We start from the raw sequence: 19,473 nt of genomic DNA on the forward strand, positions 1-19,473 counted from the left end.
CGGGATGGGGGAGCATCGATCGCAGGCTATGCGGAATATGCCCGGGCAGCGGAACGCGGGCAACGGCGGGGAGCCGCACCCGTCCGCGCGAACCCTCACGGGAACCTGGTCCGCAATCTGTCATCCAGAGGCCCAAGCGCACCCAACCAGCCCGCACGTCATCCTGTGCGGGCCGAAGGATCTGGCCGCGGACACGTACCACCTCGGGCGCGGCAGCGGTCACCGGAGCCGAGGCCTCGGCTGCCGTGGGGCCCTCACCCGGCCTCGCCTAGGCTCGTCCACCCTCTCCCACAAACAGCGTGGGAGAGGGGGTACACTTCAGGATGTTGTGCGCTTGGACGGCGCGTAGACTGCGCCACGTTCCGGTCGCGCCACACGGACGATCCCGCGCCATGGTAAGCCAGTCCACGAAGGTGGACTTCGTGTGGTCGTTGCAGCGAATTCATTCGCCCGTGCAGGCCGGAGGCTCGGCTGGGCAGGTGGCGGGCGCGCTGGACGGCTCCCCTCCCCTGCCGGGTTTGCGGAGGCAGGGTCGGCGGGAGGGCCGAGACTCGGCACTGTGACCGCTGCCGCGCCCGGGCTAATACGTGCCCCATGCAAGATCCTTCGGCCCGCAACGGATGGGGTGCGGGCGAGTGCGGCGCGCATGGGCCTCTGGATGACAGATCGGGGATGCCAGCGCTGCTGCGGCATGCAAAACAGCCCGGTCGACCGGGCGAAGTTCTCCCCCTCTCCCGCTTGCGGGAGAGGGGGCCGGGGGGAGAGGGCAGCCGGGGAATGCGCCGTCCCGAGTCGAAACGCCCGACGCTGGCCAGGGCTCCCTCGCGCCTGAATCTTTCCTGCGCGCCGCACCGTATCACCCGAAGGAACGGAACGAATGAGCCTCGGAAATCGAAGGAGACGACCCATGTTCGGAATGATCGCATTCGCCGCAACCATCGCCGCCACGGTGTTCGGATATCTGCAGAGCCGCAGCTTCGTGCGGCGCCGGCTGGCCTACGTGGACGCCGTCCACAACGCGCTCGCCCCTATCCTCGCGGGTGCCGCGGCGTTCATCGTCGCCATCCCGGTGGTCGGGCTCCTTCCGCTGGTGGGCGGGGGCACGGCGCTTCTGTTCGGGGCCGGCGTAGGTGCCGGGGTGGCCGCGGGCGCGCGCGACACGCGTCATCGGCGCATCGGCGTCTAACTCCGTCGCGGGCCAGGACGAAAGCGGCGCTCCGGGTGGACCGGGGCGCCGCTTTCCGTTCAGCGCCTGCGCAGCGCGCGGGTGAGAATGCGGTCCAGCGAGCCGGCGAACGCCTGCTTGTCCTTGGGCCCGTACGGGCGCGAGCCGCCGGTTTCCACCCCCGCGCCACGAAGCCCGTCCATGAAGTCGCGCACCGCCAGCCGCTCGCCCACGTTCTCGGCGTCGAACTCGTCGCCGCGCGGGTCGATCACCGCGACTCCCTTTTCCACCAGCGCGGCCGCGAGCGGAATGTCGGCCGTGACCGCCACGTCGCCGGGCGCGGCCTGCTCCACGATGTACAGGTCCGCCACGTCGGGGCCGCCCTCCACCCGCACCGCGGTGACGAACGGGTTTCCCGGCGGCACCGGCATCCGCTGGTTGGCCACCAGCACCGTCTGCATCTCCAGCCGCTTCGCGGCGCGAAAGACGATCTCCTTTACGTCACGCGGCGCGGCGTCCGCATCGATCCACAGCTTCACAATCCTCCATCATCGAAAAAGGTCGGTCCACCGCCCGCGCCGCGTGCAAGACGAACGCCGGGGCGCCCTGTCGCGGCGGTGCGCCCCTGGCTAATTTGCCGCCGGTTCGCAGACAATCCATCAGCAAAGTGCACGGGCGATGACGGACGGACGCGTTTCGGCGATGGCGGCGGGGCTGGTGGGCTCCGAGATCCTGAAGATCGCCGGGGACATCCGCGCCATGGTGGCGCAGGGCGAAACGATCTGCAACCTGACGGTGGGCGACTTTTCGCCCGCCGAGTTCCGCATTCCCGGCTATCTGGAGCGCGAGATCGTCCAGGCGCTGAGCGCGGGCGAAACGAACTACCCGCCCTCCGACGGGGTGATGCCGCTGCGCAAGGCGGTCGCCGACTTCTTCGAACGCTGGCTGGGGCTGGAGTACGGGGTAGACTCGGTGCTGATCACGGGCGGGTCGCGCCCGGGCATCTTTTCCGTCTACTCCACCCTGGTCGATCCGGGTGACGTCGTGGTGTACCCGGTGCCCTCGTGGAACAACAACCACTACGTGCACATCTCCGGCGCGCGCGGGCTGCCCGTCACCTGCCGCGCCGAGGACGCCTTCCTCCCCACCCGCGCGCTGCTGGAAGAGGCGGTGCGCGGCGCGCGGCTGCTGGCGCTCAACTCGCCGCTGAACCCGTGCGGCACCGCGTTCACCCCCGAGGCGCTGGGGGAGATCTGCGACATGGTGCTGGAGGAGAACGCCCGCCGCGGCCCGGACGAGCGCCCGCTGTACGTGATGTACGACCAGGTGTACTGGATGCTGACCTTCGGCGACACCATGCACGTGAACCCGGTGACGCTGCGCCCCGCGATGGCCGCCTACACGGTGTTCGTGGACGGCATCAGCAAGTCGTTCGCGGCCACGGGCGTGCGGGTGGGATGGACGGTGGCCCCCGTAGACGTCACGCAGCGGATGGCGAGCGTGCTGGCCCACGTGGGCGCCTGGGCCCCGCGCGCCGAGCAGCTGGCGACCGCCAGGATGATCGGGGCCACCGACGAGATCGTGGCCTACCACCGCGAGATGAAGCAGGGCGTAGAGGCGCGCCTCGACGCCCTGTACGCGGGGATCGAAGGGCTTCGCGCCGCGGGCTTCCCCGTGCGCGCCATCACCCCCATGGGCGCCATCTACCTGAGCGCGCAGTTCGCCCTGCACGGCTGGCAGACGCCCGAGGGCGAGGTGCTGGCCACCAACGAGCAGATCCGCCAGTACCTGCTGGCGGCCGCCGGGCTGGCCGTGGTGCCCTTCCAGGCGTTCGGGATGAAGGAGGACACCGGCTGGATGCGCCTTTCCGTGGGCGCCACGAACCTGGCGGAGATCGAGGTGATGTTTGGACGGCTGGGAACCGCGCTGAAAGCCCTCTCCGCCCCCACCGGCGTGCGGCGGATGGAAGGCGGCCCCACGGCGGCCGCCTCCCTGCCCTGAGCGGGTAAACCCGCCGCTGGAAACGCGGAAAGCCCCGGCTCGGGCCGGTATCGCGTCCCGCCCGGGGCTTTGCACGCGCACCGCATCTGCCGAAAGGCGCGCGATGTCATCCCGATGGAGCGGTCCCGGCGAACCTGCACTCGCGCCGAGCTCCGCGGCGACTGAGGGATCCGCCACACACCCGCCCCCGCCCGCCTGAGCTTCCGGCTCGTCCAGCCCATCTTCCTGCGCCGCCCTCGCCCCCGCGCCTGTCGAAGCACGTTCGAATTCTCCCCTCTCCCGCTTGCGGGAGAGGGGCCCGGGGGAGAGGGCAGCCGAGGCATGCGCCGGCTCCCGTCGAAACGCACCCAACCCTCGGCGGGTCCAAGCCGCAGCATTCCATCGACCACAGCATCACGCCGCGGCCGGACGAGCCGCGGGGGTCAGCGCTGCTGCTGGAGTTCCGCGATCCGCCGCTCGGCGACTCCGATGCCGTTCGCCTGGCGGCGAGGGGCGCGCTCCAGGTAGGCGCGGTACGCGGCCAGGGCCGGGTCGCGGGCGCCCAGGTCGTCGTGCGCGGCGCCCAGCCGCAGGTACGGGGCGGCCCAGTACGGCTCCAGCTCCGTGGCGCGGCGGAACGCCGCGGCGGCCGCCTCGTGCTGGCCGGCGGCGGCGAGCGCGCTGCCGTGCTCGAAGTGCATCACCGGGTCGTGAGGCGCGGCCTCGACCGCGGTGGCCGCGTGGCCCAGTGCCTCCTCCACGTTCCGCGCCTGCACCTCCAGCCGCGCCAGGGCCGCGTGCGCCGGGTACAGGGCCAAGTCCTCCACCACCGCGCGACGAAACGCCTCCCGCGCCGCGTCGCGACGGCCCTGTGCCTCGTAGATGCGGCCCAGCGCGTACTCCCACATCCCCTTGCTCTCGTACGCCGTCACGCGCACGGCGTCGATCCGCCGCAGCGTCTCGAGCAGCGCCTCGATCTCCACCGCGGCGCTGTCCAGCTCCTCGGCGCCCACGAACGAGAGCGCGCGGTAGTGCCGGAATCGCACGTTGCGGCCGGGATTGGAACGTACGGCGGCTCCGAACCGCTCCGCCGCCCTCAGAAACTCGCCGCGCGCGTAGTCCACGAACGCCGCCCTGGGCCCGTCCCACCGCCCTCTGAGCCGGGTATACAGCGCCATCTCGACGCCGCGGTGCACGAACGGGTTGCGCGCGTACGCCCGCATCTGCAGCGAATCGTTCGCGATCACGTCCGGCCGCTGCAGCGTGGGGGGATGATCGTTCAGGTAGGCGATGAGCAGCCGTTCATCCTGCGCGAAGAACGTGGCCCACATGGCCATGATGGGCTCGGCGCGGGTGGGGTCCAGGCGCGAGGCCCAGTAGAACGAGGCGTGCGCCGTGGTGTTCAGCTGCTGGTTGAACGATTCCTCGCCCCGCGCAAAGTACGATTCCCAGTCGTTGGGGTCGGCGTCGCGGGGCAGGCGGGGGCGCTCCGGGAGCTGCGCGGCGGCAGGGGCGGCGAGCGCGACGGAGAGCGCCAGGGCGAAAAGTGCGGAGATTCTCACGGGAAGGACGATGAAGGCGTTCCGGCGGATGAAGTTCGTTGCCGGTTACGATTGGTGCGCGCTGCTCCCGCGCAGCCCGATGTACGGAGCGGAGGCCGGCTCCCCGCGCGGAGAGCCGGCCTTCTCGTCATCAGGGGGCGCTCCGGCCCCGCGGCGTCACGGCCCGAAGAGCGGGCTGCGGATGATGTACAGCTCGTCCGTGTCCAGGAACGCCATGGCGTCGTCGCCCGCACGCACCAGCCGGCTGACGAGCAGCGCGGGATGGTCGAGCGAGGGTCCGGAGACGGGAACGGTTCCCAGCTGCTGGAAGGTGTTCAGGTCGTAGACGACGATCCCGCCGTCGGCCAGCACGAACGCCCTGCCGAGCCGGGCATCCACCGTGATCGCGGTGCCGCCGCCGATCGTCCCCACGCGCGTCCGGCGCTCGGCGTCGACCACGGCGCCGTTGGTGCCGTAGATGCGGCCCGCTTCGCCGAAGATGTCGGTGTAGAAGCCGGACACCAGGCCGCCGGTGGTGTGGGAGTGGCGCACCCCCGCGGCATCCACTGCCATGGTGAAGAACTCGAAGCCGGTGTGCGCGTTGTTGTAGCCGTACAGCACCGACGCCGATTCCAGGAACTCGATGCGGTTGCCGCCCGTGTGCCCCGGCGACGACTCCGGACGTGCCTGCCCGTCGTCGTAGATGGTCACGCCGTTCAGCGGCGGGCTGTACCCCGGGCGCTGGCGCGACACCGCGACGGTTTGGGGCCGCCCCGGAGCCACCTCCAGGTCGCCCGCCACCTCGCCGCCACCCAGCGGCCACTGCATCCCCGGCGTCAGGGTGGCAAGCGTCACCCGCCGCACCGCGCTGGCCCCGTCCACGCCCACGTACAGGAACTGCCCGTCATCGGAACGGACGATGCGCCCCGGGTCGCTGCCGACGAACGCGGAACGGACCAGCGCCCCCGTCGCGGGGTTGAACTCGCTCACCGTGTTGGCGCCGCTCGCCGGGCCGCCGCGGACGGAAAGGTAGAGCCGGTCGGTGCCGGGGTTGTACACCAGGTCGCGCGCGGTCACGGTCACCACCCGGCGGCTGGTTACGGTGGCCGCGCCCACGGTGCGCACCGTGAACGCCACCGTGCCCGAAGTGCCGCCTCCCGGTGCCGGGGTGTGCACCGAGATCTGCGCGGTGCCGGGCGACGCGACGGCGTCGGCGCCGATGGTGGCCGCCAGCCGGGTGCTGGCCAGGTACTGGGTGGGAACCTCGACGCCATTCCAGCGGACCACCGAGCCGGTGACGAAGCCGCGCCCGTGCACGTGGAGGGTGAACCCCGAACGCCCCGCGCTCGCCCCGCGCGAGGGAAGCAGCGTCACCTCGGGCACGCCGTTGACCACCGTCAGTGCGAGCGGCCCCGAGGTGCCGCCGCCCGGGAGGCCGTTGAATACGGTGAACGTCAGGGTGCCCGCAGCGCGGAGGTGGGCTTCCCCCAGGGTGGCGTCCAGCGCGGTCGGACTCACGAACGTGGTGGCGACGGCCACGCCGTCGACCCGTACCACCGAGCCGGGAGCGAAGCCCGTGCCGTTCACGCGAACGGTGAGCCCGGCCTGCCCCGCCGTGGTCTGGGCGGTGCCCAGCGACGCCAGGACGGGGACCGGGAAGCGCACCTCGAAGTTCAGCGGCGGCGACACCCCCCCGCCCGGGGCGGGGCTGGCCACCCGGACGACCAGGGTGCCGCCGGTCGCCAGCAGCGTGTCGCTGAGCTGAAACCGCATCTCCGTTGGCGACACGTACGTGCGGGGCCGCTCGTTGTTGCCCACGTATACCCGCGACTCTGGCACGAACCCGGTGCCGGTGATGGTCACCGTCGTGGGGGAGGCCCCCGCCGTGGCGAACGCGGGCGAAAGCGCCACGAGGCTGGGGGCCGGGTTCTGCCGGATCCTGATGATGAACTGCGCCACGTTGGACGAGCCGCCCCCGGGTTGGGGGTTCACCACGAGGACCTGCGCGGACCCGGCGTTCGCCAGGTCGGCGGCCACGAGCTTGGCGTGCAGCTCCGTGCTGCTGACGAACTTCGTCGTTCTGTCGCTGCCGTTGAACCGCACCACGGAGGAGCGGACGAAGTCCGTGCCGATCACCGTGAGGGTGGATATCGTGTCGCCCTGCTCTACCTGGTTGGGTTCCAGGGTGGAGATTCCGGGCGTGGGGTTGTTCGTGGCGGTTCCCGAGTCGCCGCAGGCGGCGAGCAGCAGCGCGAGAACCACGGGGAAATAGCGCCGGAACGTGGTCGTGAGTTGCACCGGAGTTCGTGGATCAGGGGGTGGGAGAAAGCCGGAACGGCCGCCGGAGGCGCGGCCCGTAAAGAAGAAACAAAAGGAGCGTTCCCGCAAGGGTGGGGCGGCTAGCCGTTCTCCGGCGCGGCGTCCGTCGCCGGGAGGATCTCCACGACGACGGCGGTGATGTTGTCGCGGCCGCCGCGGGCGTTGGCCGCGCGGATCAGCCGTTCGACGTGCTCTTCGGGGGTGGAGGGGATGGACAGGATGCGTCCCAGCTGCCGGTCGCTGAGCATACCCGTCAGCCCATCGGAGCACAGCATCAGCAGGTCGCCGGGGCGCAGCTCTCCCCCCAGCAGGTCGGGCGGCACGTCGAACGGGCCGGTGCCCAGCGCGCGGGTAAGGATGTGCGACAGCCGGTGCCGGCGCGCCCCCGCTGGCGTCAGCCGGCCCTCGTCGACCTCGCGCTGCACCCAGGTGTGGTCTTTGGTCACCTGGGCCAGCGCATCGCCGCGCAGCAGGTAGGCGCGGCTGTCGCCCACGTGGCCGATGCGGTAGGTGCCGTCGGTGCACAGCACGCACGCCGTGGTGGTGGTGCCCATTCCGTGGGTGGCGGGGTGGGCCTCCACGTGCTCGCCGATGGCCCGGTCGGCCGCCCCGAACGACTCCACCATCACCTGCGCCAGCTCGTCGGCCTGCAGGCCGCGGTCGATGCCCTCGCGCAGCGCCCCGCCCACCGCCTCGGCGGCCAGGGCGCTGGCGATCTCTCCCGCCGCGTGGCCGCCCATGCCGTCGGCCACCAGGAACAGGCCGCGCTCGGAATCCACCACGAAGGTGTCTTCGTTGCCCCGGCGCATCCGCCCCACGTCGGTGCCGCCGGCCGCCTTCCAGGCAAGCTTCACGGGAAGGCCAGCGCCAGCACGGGAAGCCCGGCAGGGAGGCCGCCCACCGCGGTGGGCGCCGCCACGTTCATGTACACCAGGATGCCTACGACCACCGCGATCACCAGGATCACCAGCAGCAGCCACACCGGGAAGCGCGGGCCGGTGCGCTCTTCGCGCAGCGTGCGGGGCTTTTCGGGGGCCACGTACCCGGCGGCCGCGGCCTGCAGGTCTACCGCCTCCACCTCGCGGAACTGCAGCTGCACGCCGCCCAGGCGCACGGTGGAGCCGTACGGCAGCGGGGTGGGAAGCTGGGGGGCCAGCTTCACCCCCTCGACGGCCGTGCCGTTGGTGGAGCCCAGGTCGGTGAGGCGCCAGGCGCCGGTGTCGAACTCCAGCCGCGCGTGCTGGGCCGAAACGGAGTCGTCGTCGATCACCACGTCGCAGGCGGCGGCGCGGCCCAGCACGACGACGGGCGCGGGAACCGGCAGTTCCTCGCCGTAGCGCGGGCCGGCCATCAGGGCCAGGCTGGCGAGCGGGCCCGGACGCCCGGACGGGACAACGTTGGCCATCGGCGCGGCTTCTCCTGCGTGGGGTTTTGAATGAAACGGTTGTGGCGCAAGGGCTTGCCAACCGGCGCGCAACGTACGTGCCCACCGCGTCCCCTGCAAGTCGCGGGCACGCGCTTCGCTTGACCTGCGCCCCGCCCGCGGGTAGCTTCTCGTCCACACCTTCCCGGCCGATCCCATCCCACCCCAGGTCCTGGTGACCGCCGCCCGTTTCGTCCTGGCAGCCCTTCTGCTCTTCCTGCCCCCGGCCGCGCATGCGCAGGCCGCGGACACGCTTTCGCTCGGGGGCGAGTGGCGGTTCCAGCAGGGCGACGATCCCGCGTGGGCCGCCGCCGGGCTGAACGACCGGGGCTGGCGCACCATGGCGGTGCCCAGCGAGTGGGAAACCACCATCGGTGAATACGACGGGTTCGGCTGGTACCGCCGCGAGGTGGTGCTTCCCCCGTCGCTGCGCGGCGCGCCGGTGGGGCTGCGCTTCGCCACCGTGGGCGACGCCTTCGAGGTGTTCTGGAACGGCGTGCGGGTGGGCGGCAGCGGACGGATGCCTCCGAACTTCGTGGAGGGCGCCCTCTCGGTGCTGATCTTCGTTCCCGACTCGCTGCTTTCGCGGGCGGCGGACGGGCGCCACGTGCTGGCGGTGCGGGTGTTCAACGACTACGCGTACGGCGGGGTGATGGGCTCGGTGCGGGTGGGCCGGTACGACGTGCTTGCCCAGCAGCGCTCGCCCCGTCCCGTGGTCATCGGCGGGCTGGTGTCGTTCTTCCTGGCCATCGGCGTGTACCACCTGGCGTTCTTCCTGCGCCGCCGCGCCGCGCGCGAAAACCTGTGGTTCGCCGGGGTCTGCCTGGCCGTTTCCGTCTACGGCGCCACCTACGCCGACGAGGTGGGGCAGGCGGTGATGCCGTGGATCAATCCGTACCGCCTGGGCGTGCTGGCCATGCTGGCGGGCGGGCCGTTCTTCGTGGCGCTGATCGACGAGCTGTTCGGGCTGCGCGGCGCGCGCCACACCCGCCGGGTGACGGCGGTGCTGGCGGCCTGCTTCGGGGCCACCCTGGCGCTGCCGCTGCGGATGCTGGCGGAGCTGGTGCTGTGGATGGATGCCGCCATCGCCATCGGGCTGATGGTGATCGTGTGGCGCGCGTGGCGGATGGGGCGCAAGGGCACGGCGCACGCGGGCACGCTGCTCTTTGGCACGGCGGCGTTCTCGGGCACCATGCTGTACGACGTGCTCAGCGAGTACTCCAGCCTGGTGCCCGTGGCGCGGCTGCTGCCGGGCACGCCCTCGGCGTTCTGGGTGGGATTCCTGGTGTTCGTGGTGACGGTGGGCATCGCCACGGCGGGGCGCTGGGCGCTCACCGAGGTGACGGCGCTCACCGACCCCATGACCGGGCTGTCGCGCCGCCACGTGCTGGAAGACGCGCTCCGGCGCGAGTCGGAGCGGGTGCGGCGCACGGGGGGCTCGCTGGCGCTGGTGCTGATCGACCTGGACCACTTCAAGCGGGTCAACGACACCCACGGCCACCGCGTGGGCGACCTGGTGCTGGAGCGGGTGGGCCGGCTTCTGCGCGCCACCACGCGCAACCTGGACCTGCCCTCGCGCTTCGGCGGCGAGGAGTTCGCCGTGCTGCTGTACGACACCGACCTGGCGGGCGCGCTGAGCTTCGCCGAGCGGTTCCGCGGCACCCTGCGCGACATGCGCTGCGAGGTGGCGCACGGGCAAACGGTACGGGTGACGGCCAGCGTGGGCGTGGCGGTGGGCACGGACCTGGTGGACCCCCAGATGCTGGTGGAGCTGGCCGACCAGGCGCTGTACCGCGCCAAGAACAGCGGCCGCGACCGGCTCGTATCCGTTACGCTGGATGCCGCAGAGCACGAGTTCGTCGCCGCGCGGTAATCTGCCCAGACTCGTCGGATGAAGGAAGATCGGCCCTCCCGCGCATTCCGCGGGAGGGCCGATTCCGTCCACGACATTCTCCCTGGGCTACATGCTGAGCGCGGCGAACATCAGCGTCGCGATGGCGCCCACCGTCATCCCGAAGATCATGTACGCGCCGCCCAGCGCGCAGAACTTCAGGAACGTGCGGATGATGCCTTGGCCGTACACCTTCCTCATCGCCAGGAACACGTACAGCGTCATCCACAGCGACAGGACGTTGCGCAGCCAGCCCAGCCCCGACACCATCCCCACCGTGAACAGCAGGAACGCCATCGCGTGCACGTGAAGCGCAAAGACGAAGTGCTCCACGTAGAACCGCTTCCGCCGCACGTACAGCAGCTTCAGGATGAAGGCGAAGAGCGGCATCATCAGGAATACGCCCTTGGGCGCGTTCTCTTCCATCGCCGCCAGCACCGTCCGCAGCGCCTCGCGCGGGGGCATGCCTTCCAGGCGGTCCTCGGTGCGCTGCATCCGCCGGTTCAGCGGCTTCAGCCACGCGGGGACCCTGTTCGTGTCGCTGAACGCCAGGTTCAGGCTCACCTTGCCGCTGTCCGGCTTCGGAGGCACGGGCGGAAGGGGCGGAGGCGCCACCTCGCCCCTGGGCACCTCGCCACGCCGGACCGCGGCGATGCGCGCCTTGACGGAATCGGCCCGGGCCCGTTGGTCGACGATGCGTGCCGAGTCGTCCTGGGCCCGCTCGCGCGCATCGTTCTGCTCGCTGTCGAGGGTCACCTCGTCGGCGATGCGGTTTACGTCCGCGACTACGGGGAGCAGGATGAAGAACAGCACCGACGTCACCAGGTACAGCCGGAAGGGCGGCACGTAGCGCATGATGCGCCCCTGCACGTACTCGGCGGTCAGGTGCCCCGGGCGAAACAGCAGCGCGCCGATGGTGCGGGGCAGCGTGGAGTTCAGCGACAGCTGGTCGTCCATCACCTCCATCAGCATGCGCCGCAGCGACACGCGGACGTCGGCCTTGCGCTGCCCGCAGTTGCGGCAGAAGAAGCCCACCGTCGTGTCGCCGCAGTTCAAGCACGGGCGATCCGGCGTTCGCCGCGTTTCCCGCGCCCACCAGCGCTGGCGGCGGATGGGAGAGATGGGCACTGGCGGCTCGCCCCGCGGGTCGGGGGGCTCGGGGCCGGCCGAGGGGAACGGCGGTGGCGCGGCGGTCGGGTCTGGCATGCTGGCGGGGTCGGGGACGGGGCGAACCGGAGGATCGGAGCCGGTTAGGGACCGGCTTCGAAGCCTGGCTCGGGCCCAGGCTCAATGGCCAGGCTCAGGAGCCAGGCTCAGGGACCGGCTCCGAGGCCAGGCTCAGGGACCGGCTCCGAGGCCAGGCTCTGCTGGGGCCAGGCTCGGACCCAGGCTCTGCTGGGCGGATGAATCCGCGGCAACGACCACACGATGTCCACCTTCGTGGGCTACACGCTTACGTGTGACGCGTGTTCCGTGGCACGACTCGGGGCCGGCGCGCTCAGGACTCGCCGGATGGCGGCTTGCGCAGCAGGGTGATGGAGAAGAAGCCCCCAGCCCCAGCGGGTTCCTGGTGCTCCACCACCAGTGGGGTGGCGGCCACCAGCGGACCCAGCTTGCGTGTGATTTCCGTCGCCACCACGCCAGAGACGAGGTTGCCGGCGCGCCGCAGGAGCGAGGGCTCGCGGTCGTCGGGGACCCACTTGTCGAAGACCACTGCCCGGCCTCCGGGCTTCAGCACGCGAGCGGCTTCACGGACGGCGGCCACGGGATCGGGCACCACGGCCAGGACCAGGTGAAGCACCACGGCGTCGAACGAGGCGTCGGCGAACTCCAGCGCCTGGGCATCCATCACCCGCGCGTCCACGCTCCTGCCCAGCCCCAGCGCCCGATGCCGGGTGCGCTCGACCATCGCCGGCGTGATGTCTGTCGCTACGACCTGAACGTCCGCGTGGAGAAAGGCCAGGTCGGCGCCGGTTCCGCAGCCGTCGATCAGGACGCGTTCGCCGGCCCGCGCATCCAGCAGCTCCAGCGACCGCTTCCGCTGTGGCCGAAAGCCGGCCACCGTGTCATACAGCGGGGCCAGCAGGGTGTAGCGGACGCGGTTCCAGGCGAGGGTGTTCAGCGGCATTCGGCGCGCGGCTAGTGGTCGCGGAAGCTATTCCGCTTGCGGAGGTCCGCCAAGTCCCGGGTCCCCCGAGGAGGATGTGAGGCGACGCTGCCCCGGTTCACTGATCCGCAATTGCACGCCCACCTTCCTAGCGACTACCTGCAGTTCGACGTTCTTCTTCCGCCAGAGTGCGGCCAGACCGATGACCGTTACACTTGTGGCGGCAACGATGGACAAAATGATCTCTTCCGTCATCCGATCTCCCGGTGAAGTCGACCCTGCGACCACCGGAAAGAAGGGTCAAGTCCGTATCTCCGCAACAGCAAATGTCCACTTTGACTACTTTTTCGCGCGTAACGTGCGAACTCCGCCATCGTGCGTGCCGTACTGGGGCACAGGCGGGCGTAAAAAGCTGCCGGCCAGATACGGCACTCCCTGAAGCACCGAGGATTTGATAAGAGTCTGGCACGTGGACCTGCGAGGAGGATCAGGCCGACTGGAGCTCGCGCAGCAGCCCGGCGCGGGCCTCGATGATCAGCTCGCGGACGCGGTCGCGCAGGGCGGGCACGTCGTCCAGCGTGAGCCCCGCCGTCTCGATGGGGGGCAGCACCCGCGCGATGGCATTGGCCCGGCCCACGATCCACGACCCCTTGGTGATGCAGGCCCGCGTGCCCGCCACGGCGATGGGCAGGATGGGAGACCCCGTCTCGATGGCCAGGCGAAAAGCGCCGTCGTGGAACTTCTGGATCTCGCCCGTGGACGAGCGCGTTCCCTCGGGCATGATCATCACCGACACGTGTTTGCCCAGCCGGTCGCGGCAGGCGTCCAGCGCCTGCATGCGGCTCTTCACGTCGCCGCGGCGCACGGCGATGTCACCCGCCATCCTCATCATCCACCCCATCAGCGGGATCTTGAAGATGGCTTCCTTGGAGAGCCACTTCATTTCCCACGGCAGGTGCGAAAGAAGGAAGATGTCGGCGATGGACTCGTGGTTGGCCACGGCCACGTACGGCCGCCGCGGGTCGGGAACCAGGAAGCCCGTCGTGCGGAACTTCCAGAACGGGTTCAGCCGCGTGAGCGTGACGGCGGCGCGGCGAAACCAGCGGCCCACGGTGTAGCGGCCGGGGTCGGACGGCACGGTGGCGGCGTACACCAGCGCCAGCCACGGAACCCAGACCAGGACCACCAGTGCGGCCGATACCCAGACCCAGAGAGAAACCAGGCGCTTCAGCATGAGGGCCTCGTACACCGGAACGGCCGATCGGTGCGGCCGGGGCTCAACCCCGGGCGCAGGTGCCGCAGGCCAGCGTCTCGGGGAAGATCTGCAGCCGCTCGAAGGGGATGGGCGCGCCGCAGCCGTTGCAGGCCCCGTACGACCCGTCTTCCAGCCGCCGCAGCGCCGAAAGAATCTGCTCCAGCTGCGCCTTTTCGCGCGCTTCCAGGTTCTTGGTGAAGCCGGCGTTCTGAAGCGCCTCCACGCGCGACAGGCGGCCCACCGTGTCCTGCTCCAGGTCGCGCGGGCGCGCCGCGGCGCCGCTGGACTTGAGGCTGCGCTCCAGCTTGGTGAGGCTGCGCAGGAGCTCGTCCCGGATCATTTCGCGCTCGTGGGGGGCGAGCGGCTGCTGTACTGCGGTCATGCTGGTCCTTCCGTCTTGCTGGTTCTTGCGGGTGAAAACGGCCGCCGGGCCGGGCGCGCGCATTGCGGCCGGGTCCGGTGTCGTTCGGGGGATTCGGTTGATTCAGGGACGATGTGTCAGGCGGTTGCGGCCGGGTGGCCCATCACGTCGTGGTCGGGTTGGCGGAAACATTCCATTGCACGCGGCGGGCCGCCGCCCAACCAGTGCGTACCGGGATCGCGGCGGGCGTTCACACGCGCTCCAGGAACACGTCGAACACGCCGCCGCAGACGGCGGGGCTCCACGAGAACAGGTCTTCGGTCAGGTCGATGCGCAGCATGCGCGGCTGGCCCGTGCTCACCACCTCGCGCGCGGCCTCGATCACCTCGGCCTCGCCGCATCCGCCGCCCACGGTGCCGGTAAGCCCCCGCTCCGGGTCCACCAGCATTTTGCTTCCTACGCCGCGCGGTGTCGAGCCCTTGCAGCGCACGATGGTCGCCAGCACCACCGGCCGGCCCTCGCGCGCCGCCTCTTCGGCCGCGGTGAACACGGCCATGTCTTCGATCATCGAACCTCTTCGTCCAGGGCGTCGGGGAGCCGGTCGGCGATTTCGGCGATCTGCTCGGCTTCGCGCCACATGGCTTGCAATTCGCCCAGCTCGCCCTCCGCTCGCTTTCCTTGTGCAGCGCGATTTCCAAGGCCAGCGAAAGTCTGCCCGCCACCCTCGGCGTTCAACCGGGCACGATCAGCCGCGAGGGCTCCGGCGCGGGAACGCCGTCCGGGAGCGCGTCGGCGATAGCGGCGATCTCCTCCGCGGCGCGCCAGGCGGCCTCCAACTCCGCGAGTTCGCCCTCCATCGCCCTGCGTTCGCTTTCCTCATGCAGCGCCATCTCCAGCGCCAGGCGATCAATGCCGTCCCCGGGTCCGGCGCCCAGCGCCACGCCCGTTCCGCTGGCGTGGCGCAGGTATGCGCCCGCGCTGCCGGCCCCAGAGATCGCCTCAACCGCGTGGTGCAGCGCCCCCCTATTGGCGCCCGCGCCGTTTACCACCACCATAACTCGCGAAAGGACGCGGCGAGCCGTTACGCCATCCAACACCAGGTCCCGCGGGTCGCCCAGGCGATACACGCCTTCTCGGTAATGAATCCATTCGGTGCTGTCGATGCCGCCCAGCTTCAGCCGCAGCTGGCCGTGCTCATCCCCGACGAGATGAGCCCCCTCAATGTGCTTGCGCCTGATCTCCGCCGGTTTTCCGTCGCCGCACTCTTCCGCGTACAGATTCACCACCATGCGCGAGCCCGACAACTCGCGGGACACTTCCTGTACAGCGCGACGCGCCACGTAGACTCCCAGCGCGCTCGCCGTCAACCACGCCGCGCCAGCCACGACCCCGCCAAGCGCTACAACGCCGGCTCCCCCAACGACCAGCGCGCGGCGCCGGCGCTGCACCAGCGACTCTCCGTACCGCCACACCGCCAGCTCGCCCGGAAGGGCTCTGCCCACCCGGATCAGCCGCGTGCCGTCACGCAGCTTCGCGATGCCGATGTTCTCGGACTGGGCGCGCAGCCGCGTGTCGCGGAACAGGCGCTCGGCACTTTCGATCACTTCCCAGCGCTCTTCCAGCGGGGCCAGGCTCCATCGGGTGCACTTTGGGCAAACCGCCCACAGCCGCCCCTTCGCCGCGTCGAACGCGAGCGTCCGGCCCACGGGAAAGCGCTCGATCGACTCGTTCGAGCCCAGCGCGGCCGAGCAGAAGATGCAGGCGCGGTACATCGTCAACCTTCCGTGCCCAGCCGTGGCGGCTCCGGCGGTGCGAGCCCGTCCGGCAGGCGGTCCGCGATGCCGGCAATCTCCTCTGCCTCGCGCCACATGGCCTCCAGCGAGGCCAGTTCGCCTTCCATCGCGCGGCGTTCCGTCTCTTCGTGCAGGGCCAGTTCCAGTGCGAGTGCCTGCACATCGTGGTACCCCGCGCCAGGGCCAATCTGCAGCCCCTGGCGCGCCGCGCGGTCCAGGTACCCGGCGGGCCCGCCCAGACTGGCGATCGTTTTGACCGAGGCGGCAAGATCCCGCGCATCGCCGCCCGCCCGGTTCAGGTGGATCAGGCGACGGGCCGTGAGCAATTGCGCGTGCCAGCCCTCCAGATTCAGGCCCAGCACCGGCAGGTGCACGGCCAGCGGACCCTCGTTGGGGGCTGTCAGCCGCGCTCCGAGCAAGTGCGCACGGGAAAGAGGAATCCGCGCGCCCGGAGTGGGCGACTGCACCCACTTCGTCAAACGCGGCCCCATGCTGCGCCTGTGATCCTGGAGCCGTTGCGCGAGCCGCTGCGTCCACGGGCGCGGGCCCTCCCTGGTCCTGATCAAGGGTTGCGCGAGAACAACCGCAACGAACGTGGGAACGAACAACGGACCAGTCAGCAACGTCAGGATAGACACTGCGGGAAGGGCAGCGGCCACACCGAAGACCGAGGCTACCCTCGCCGTCGTGTGCAGCGCGTGCCGGCGCTGATACGCCTTTCCGTACCGCACGGAAGCGAGCTCCACCGGCAGCGCCTTCCCCACCCGTACCAGCCGTGTGCCATCCCGCAGCTTCGTCAAGCCCACGTTCTCGCTGTGCGCGCGCAGGCGGCTGTCGCGAAACAGGCGCTCGGCGTCGTCGATGGCCTCCCAGCGCTCCTCGATGGGAGCCAGGTTCCACCGCGCGCACTTGGCGCACACCGCCCATAACCGGCCCTTCGCGCCATCGAACGCGAGTGTCTTCCCCACGGGAAAGTGCTCGATGGATTCGTTCGATCCCAGCGCGGCCGAGCAGAAGATGCAGTTGCGGTACATCGCCCATCCATGAAGCAGCCCATCACGAAAGTCCTACCGCCACCCTCGTCCTTTTCGCCCGGGATGACCAGCCCGGGATGATCAGCCCGGGATGATCAGCCGCGAGGGCTCCGGCGCGGGAACGCCGTCCGGGAGCGCGTCGGCGATGGCGGCGATCTCTTCCGCGTCGCGCCACGCGGCCTCCAGCCCGGCCAGCTCGCCCTCCATCGCGCGCCGCTCCTGCTCCTCGTGAAGCGCCATCTCCAGGGCCAGGGCGCCCACGGGGGTAAGCTGCTTCGCTTCCATCCCCTGCCGCCGCCCCAGCACGCTCTCGCGCCGGCCGGCCTCGCGCAGGTATTCCTCGGCGCCGCGCGCGTTCTCCAGCATTCCCACGGCGTCGCGGACGTGGTCGTGCGAGGCGCCCTTGCGGTTCACGTGCACCATCGCGCGGCCCAGCACCGTGCGCGCCTGCGAATCGGGAAGCACCAGCACGTCGTCGCCGCCGAACCGCGGGCGCCCCCATCCGTCCGTCTTGCGGTCCTTGCGTTCGGCGTCGGGAAGGCGAAGCTCGATGCCGTCGTCCGCCGCGCCCACCTGCGCGCCCTGCACGTGCCAGCGGCGGATGGCCACCTCCCGGCCGATGGGTGACTGCGCCGCGGGAATGCGGTGGATGACCCGGCGCGCCTGCCGCTCGTTCCAGGCACCGAGGAATATGTGCCCGAAGCTCCAAAGCCCCGAGGCCACGCCGAGCGCCACCAGCCCACCCACCGCCGCCGCGCCCGCCGCACCCACGGCGGCGCCCGCCACCAGGTACTGCCGCCTGCGCCGCACCAGCTGGCTGCCGTAGCGCCAGGCGGCCAGCTCGCCCGTCAGCGCCTGGCCAATGCGAACCAGGCGCGTTCCGTCCGGCAGCTTGCAGACGCCGATGTTCTGCGACTGCACGCGCAGGCGCGACTCGCGAAAGGCACGCTCTGCCTCCTCCACGGCCTCCCATCGCTCCTCGATGGGCGCCAGGTTCCACCGCGCGCACTTCGGACACACGGCCCACAGCCGCCCGCGCGCCCCGTCGAAAGCCAGGCTGCGGCCGACGGGAAACGGGGCGATGGCCTCGTTGGATCCCAGGTCGGCGGAGCAGAAGATGCACGTGCGATACATGGCCCCACCGATGGCGTTGTGTCAGCCGCCGGACCGCACCCAGCGCTCGGCGACGCGCTCGCGGTCGCGCAGCGGCTGCCCCGTTCCCCCGCGCCGCACCATCACGATTTCCGCCGCGATGGCCAGGGCGATCTCTTCCGGCGTTTCGCCGCCCAGGTGCAGCCCGATGGGGGCGTGCACCCTGCGCAGCCGCTCGTCGGGCACCCCGTCGCGCGCCAGCTGCTCCAGCGCCGCCCGCGTGCGCCGGCGGCTGCCGATCATCCCCACGTACGCCGGCAGCTCGGGGCGATGGAGCACGTCGCGAAGCGCCTCGAAATCGTACTTGTGGCCCCGCGTCACCAGCACCAGGTACGTGCCGCGCCCGATGCGCACGTCCCGGAACGGGTCGTCGAAGCGCGCCGGCCTCACCTCGTCCGCCTCCGGAAAGCGCTCGCGGGTGGCGAACTCGGGGCGGTCGTCCAGCACCGTCACGCGAAAGCCCAGCATGGCGCCCGTGCGGCACAGCGGCCGTGCGACGTGCCCAGCCCCCACGATCACCAGCTCCGGCGGCGCGCGATGGGGCTCCACGTACACCGTGCAGCGGCGCCCCGCGGCCTCCACGTCGTGCGTCTCCGGCCGGTCCGACTCCCCCAGCGCCGTGCGGGCGATACGCAGCGCGGCCTCATCGAGATTCACGTCTCCCAGCGTGCCCTCGTGCCGATTGGCCCAAACGGACATCCGCTCCCCCGCCGCGGGGCCGTCCTCGTCCGACGACAGCACGGCCACGCTCACCACCGCCTCGCCCCCCGCCAGCGCCTCGCGCGCGTGGTGAAGCGCGTCCGCCAGCGTCAGCCGCTGGGGCACGCGGCCTCGCGCCAGCGGCGGTAGTCTGCGGGGGTGTCCACGTCCGCGGGAAGCGCGTCCACCGGCACCTCGCGCAGCTCGCCCAAGTGCGCATGGACCACGGTGCGCGCGCCCTCGGGCAGGTCGGTCCTCGCCAACTCGGCGAAGACGGAGCGCGCGAACAGCACCGGGTGCCCGTGCTTTCCGGCGCGCGAGGGCAGCACGACGGGCGCGCCGGACTCGCTGAACACGCGCGCGAGCTGCAGGGCCAGGTCGGGCGTAACGTCGGGAATGTCTACCGGGCAGGCGATCACGGCGCGCGTTTCGGGCGGAACCGCCGCCAGCCCCGCCTGCAGCGAGCGCAGCTGGGGCGACCCGCGGTCGGGGTTGATGGCCACGGACGCGCCGAGCCGCGTGGCCGCCTCGCGGATGTCATGGGCGGCCGGTTGGTCATCGGGCCCCGTCACCACGATCACGCGGTCGCACGCCGCACCGAGCGCGTGGACCACGCGGTCCAGGAACGTCCCTTCCCCGGCGCGCAGAAACGCCTTGGGCTCGCCCATCCGGCGCGAAAGGCCGGCGGCCAGCACGATGCCAACGATCATCAGGGCTGACGGGTACGCGGGCGGGGTTGGCCGGGGCCGGAGC

The 19,473-nt window shown here is 71.1% G+C and carries 20 protein-coding genes; 3 read left to right on the forward strand and 17 right to left on the reverse strand.

Annotated features, from left to right (window positions below; all coding sequences use genetic code 11):
• Nucleotides 1-907: 907 nt before the first annotated feature.
• Nucleotides 908-1,186: a hypothetical protein gene (locus VF632_RS03175; protein ID WP_331021395.1), complete on the forward strand. Its 279-nt coding sequence runs from the start codon at nt 908-910 to the stop codon at nt 1,184-1,186.
• A gap of 59 nt (nt 1,187-1,245) precedes the next feature.
• On the opposite strand, the gene VF632_RS03180 is transcribed toward VF632_RS03175, so the two are convergent.
• Nucleotides 1,246-1,704 carry a YaiI/YqxD family protein gene (locus VF632_RS03180; protein WP_331021396.1) on the reverse strand — a complete coding sequence of 153 codons (459 nt, stop codon included), beginning with the start codon at nt 1,702-1,704 and terminating at the stop codon, nt 1,246-1,248.
• A 139-nt stretch (nt 1,705-1,843) separates the two neighbouring features.
• Here VF632_RS03180 and VF632_RS03185 point away from each other — a divergent pair, with 139 nt between their 5' ends.
• Nucleotides 1,844-3,166, forward strand: a complete 1,323-nt coding sequence (locus VF632_RS03185) for a pyridoxal phosphate-dependent aminotransferase (RefSeq protein ID WP_331021397.1) — start codon at nt 1,844-1,846, stop codon at nt 3,164-3,166.
• A 422-nt stretch (nt 3,167-3,588) separates the two neighbouring features.
• Here the strand turns inward: VF632_RS03185 and VF632_RS03190 are convergent, their stop codons facing one another.
• The 4 genes from VF632_RS03190 to VF632_RS03205 form a co-directional block, all read right to left on the reverse strand.
• Nucleotides 3,589-4,707 (reverse strand): tetratricopeptide repeat protein, encoded by a 1,119-nt coding sequence (locus VF632_RS03190; RefSeq protein WP_331021398.1) that lies wholly within the window; start codon nt 4,705-4,707, stop codon nt 3,589-3,591.
• A 156-nt stretch (nt 4,708-4,863) separates the two neighbouring features.
• Complete coding sequence (locus VF632_RS03195; protein WP_331021399.1) at nt 4,864-6,984, reverse strand: IPT/TIG domain-containing protein; 2,121 nt, start codon at nt 6,982-6,984, stop codon at nt 4,864-4,866.
• A 101-nt stretch (nt 6,985-7,085) separates the two neighbouring features.
• A complete protein-coding gene (locus tag VF632_RS03200; RefSeq protein ID WP_331021400.1) occupies nt 7,086-7,859 on the reverse strand; it encodes a PP2C family serine/threonine-protein phosphatase in 774 nt (257 codons plus the stop codon).
• Nucleotides 7,856-8,410 (reverse strand): FHA domain-containing protein, encoded by a 555-nt coding sequence (locus VF632_RS03205; protein ID WP_331021401.1) that lies wholly within the window; start codon nt 8,408-8,410, stop codon nt 7,856-7,858. The genes VF632_RS03200 and VF632_RS03205 overlap by 4 nt, the downstream gene beginning before the upstream one ends.
• A 193-nt stretch (nt 8,411-8,603) precedes the next feature.
• Here VF632_RS03205 and VF632_RS03210 point away from each other — a divergent pair, with 193 nt between their 5' ends.
• Entirely contained in the window at nt 8,604-10,301 is a 1,698-nt protein-coding gene (locus VF632_RS03210) for a diguanylate cyclase (RefSeq protein WP_331021402.1), read from the forward strand.
• 87 nt (nt 10,302-10,388) lie between these two features.
• On the opposite strand, the gene VF632_RS03215 is transcribed toward VF632_RS03210, so the two are convergent.
• The 12 genes from VF632_RS03215 to VF632_RS03270 all read right to left on the reverse strand — a co-directional run bounded on the left by VF632_RS03215 (nt 10,389) and on the right by VF632_RS03270 (nt 19,430).
• Nucleotides 10,389-11,525, reverse strand: coding sequence for a DUF3667 domain-containing protein (locus tag VF632_RS03215; RefSeq protein ID WP_331021403.1), 1,137 nt, complete (start codon nt 11,523-11,525; stop codon nt 10,389-10,391).
• 292 nt (nt 11,526-11,817) lie between these two features.
• Entirely contained in the window at nt 11,818-12,447 is a 630-nt protein-coding gene (locus VF632_RS03220) for a class I SAM-dependent methyltransferase (protein WP_331021404.1), read from the reverse strand.
• 27 nt (nt 12,448-12,474) lie between these two features.
• Nucleotides 12,475-12,681, reverse strand: coding sequence for a hypothetical protein (locus VF632_RS03225; RefSeq protein ID WP_331021405.1), 207 nt, complete (start codon nt 12,679-12,681; stop codon nt 12,475-12,477).
• Between the two features lie 232 nt (nt 12,682-12,913).
• Nucleotides 12,914-13,660, reverse strand: coding sequence for a lysophospholipid acyltransferase family protein (locus VF632_RS03230; protein ID WP_331021406.1), 747 nt, complete (start codon nt 13,658-13,660; stop codon nt 12,914-12,916).
• Between the two features lie 43 nt (nt 13,661-13,703).
• Complete coding sequence (locus VF632_RS03235) at nt 13,704-14,063, reverse strand: TraR/DksA family transcriptional regulator (protein WP_331021407.1); 360 nt, start codon at nt 14,061-14,063, stop codon at nt 13,704-13,706.
• 229 nt (nt 14,064-14,292) lie between these two features.
• The gene (locus VF632_RS03240; RefSeq protein WP_331021408.1) at nt 14,293-14,610 is read right to left on the reverse strand and encodes an XdhC family protein; all 318 of its coding nucleotides are present in this window, start codon (nt 14,608-14,610) and stop codon (nt 14,293-14,295) included.
• Nucleotides 14,607-14,777 carry a hypothetical protein gene (locus tag VF632_RS03245; protein WP_331021409.1) on the reverse strand — a complete coding sequence of 57 codons (171 nt, stop codon included), beginning with the start codon at nt 14,775-14,777 and terminating at the stop codon, nt 14,607-14,609. The genes VF632_RS03240 and VF632_RS03245 overlap by 4 nt, the downstream gene beginning before the upstream one ends.
• Nucleotides 14,774-15,814, reverse strand: coding sequence for a hypothetical protein (locus tag VF632_RS03250; protein ID WP_331021410.1), 1,041 nt, complete (start codon nt 15,812-15,814; stop codon nt 14,774-14,776). Before VF632_RS03250 ends, VF632_RS03245 begins: the two co-directional genes overlap by 4 nt.
• A gap of 2 nt (nt 15,815-15,816) precedes the next feature.
• A complete protein-coding gene (locus tag VF632_RS03255) occupies nt 15,817-16,869 on the reverse strand; it encodes a hypothetical protein (RefSeq protein ID WP_331021411.1) in 1,053 nt (350 codons plus the stop codon).
• Between the two features lie 81 nt (nt 16,870-16,950).
• A complete protein-coding gene (locus VF632_RS03260; protein ID WP_331021412.1) occupies nt 16,951-18,003 on the reverse strand; it encodes a hypothetical protein in 1,053 nt (350 codons plus the stop codon).
• A gap of 21 nt (nt 18,004-18,024) precedes the next feature.
• Nucleotides 18,025-18,846, reverse strand: coding sequence for an XdhC family protein (locus VF632_RS03265; protein WP_331021413.1), 822 nt, complete (start codon nt 18,844-18,846; stop codon nt 18,025-18,027).
• The gene (locus VF632_RS03270) at nt 18,831-19,430 is read right to left on the reverse strand and encodes a nucleotidyltransferase family protein (protein WP_331021414.1); all 600 of its coding nucleotides are present in this window, start codon (nt 19,428-19,430) and stop codon (nt 18,831-18,833) included. Before VF632_RS03270 ends, VF632_RS03265 begins: the two co-directional genes overlap by 16 nt.
• Between the last annotated feature and the right edge of the window lie 43 nt (nt 19,431-19,473).

The sequence above is a fragment of the Longimicrobium sp. genome (assembly GCF_036388275.1).
Taxonomy (GTDB): domain Bacteria; phylum Gemmatimonadota; class Gemmatimonadetes; order Longimicrobiales; family Longimicrobiaceae; genus Longimicrobium.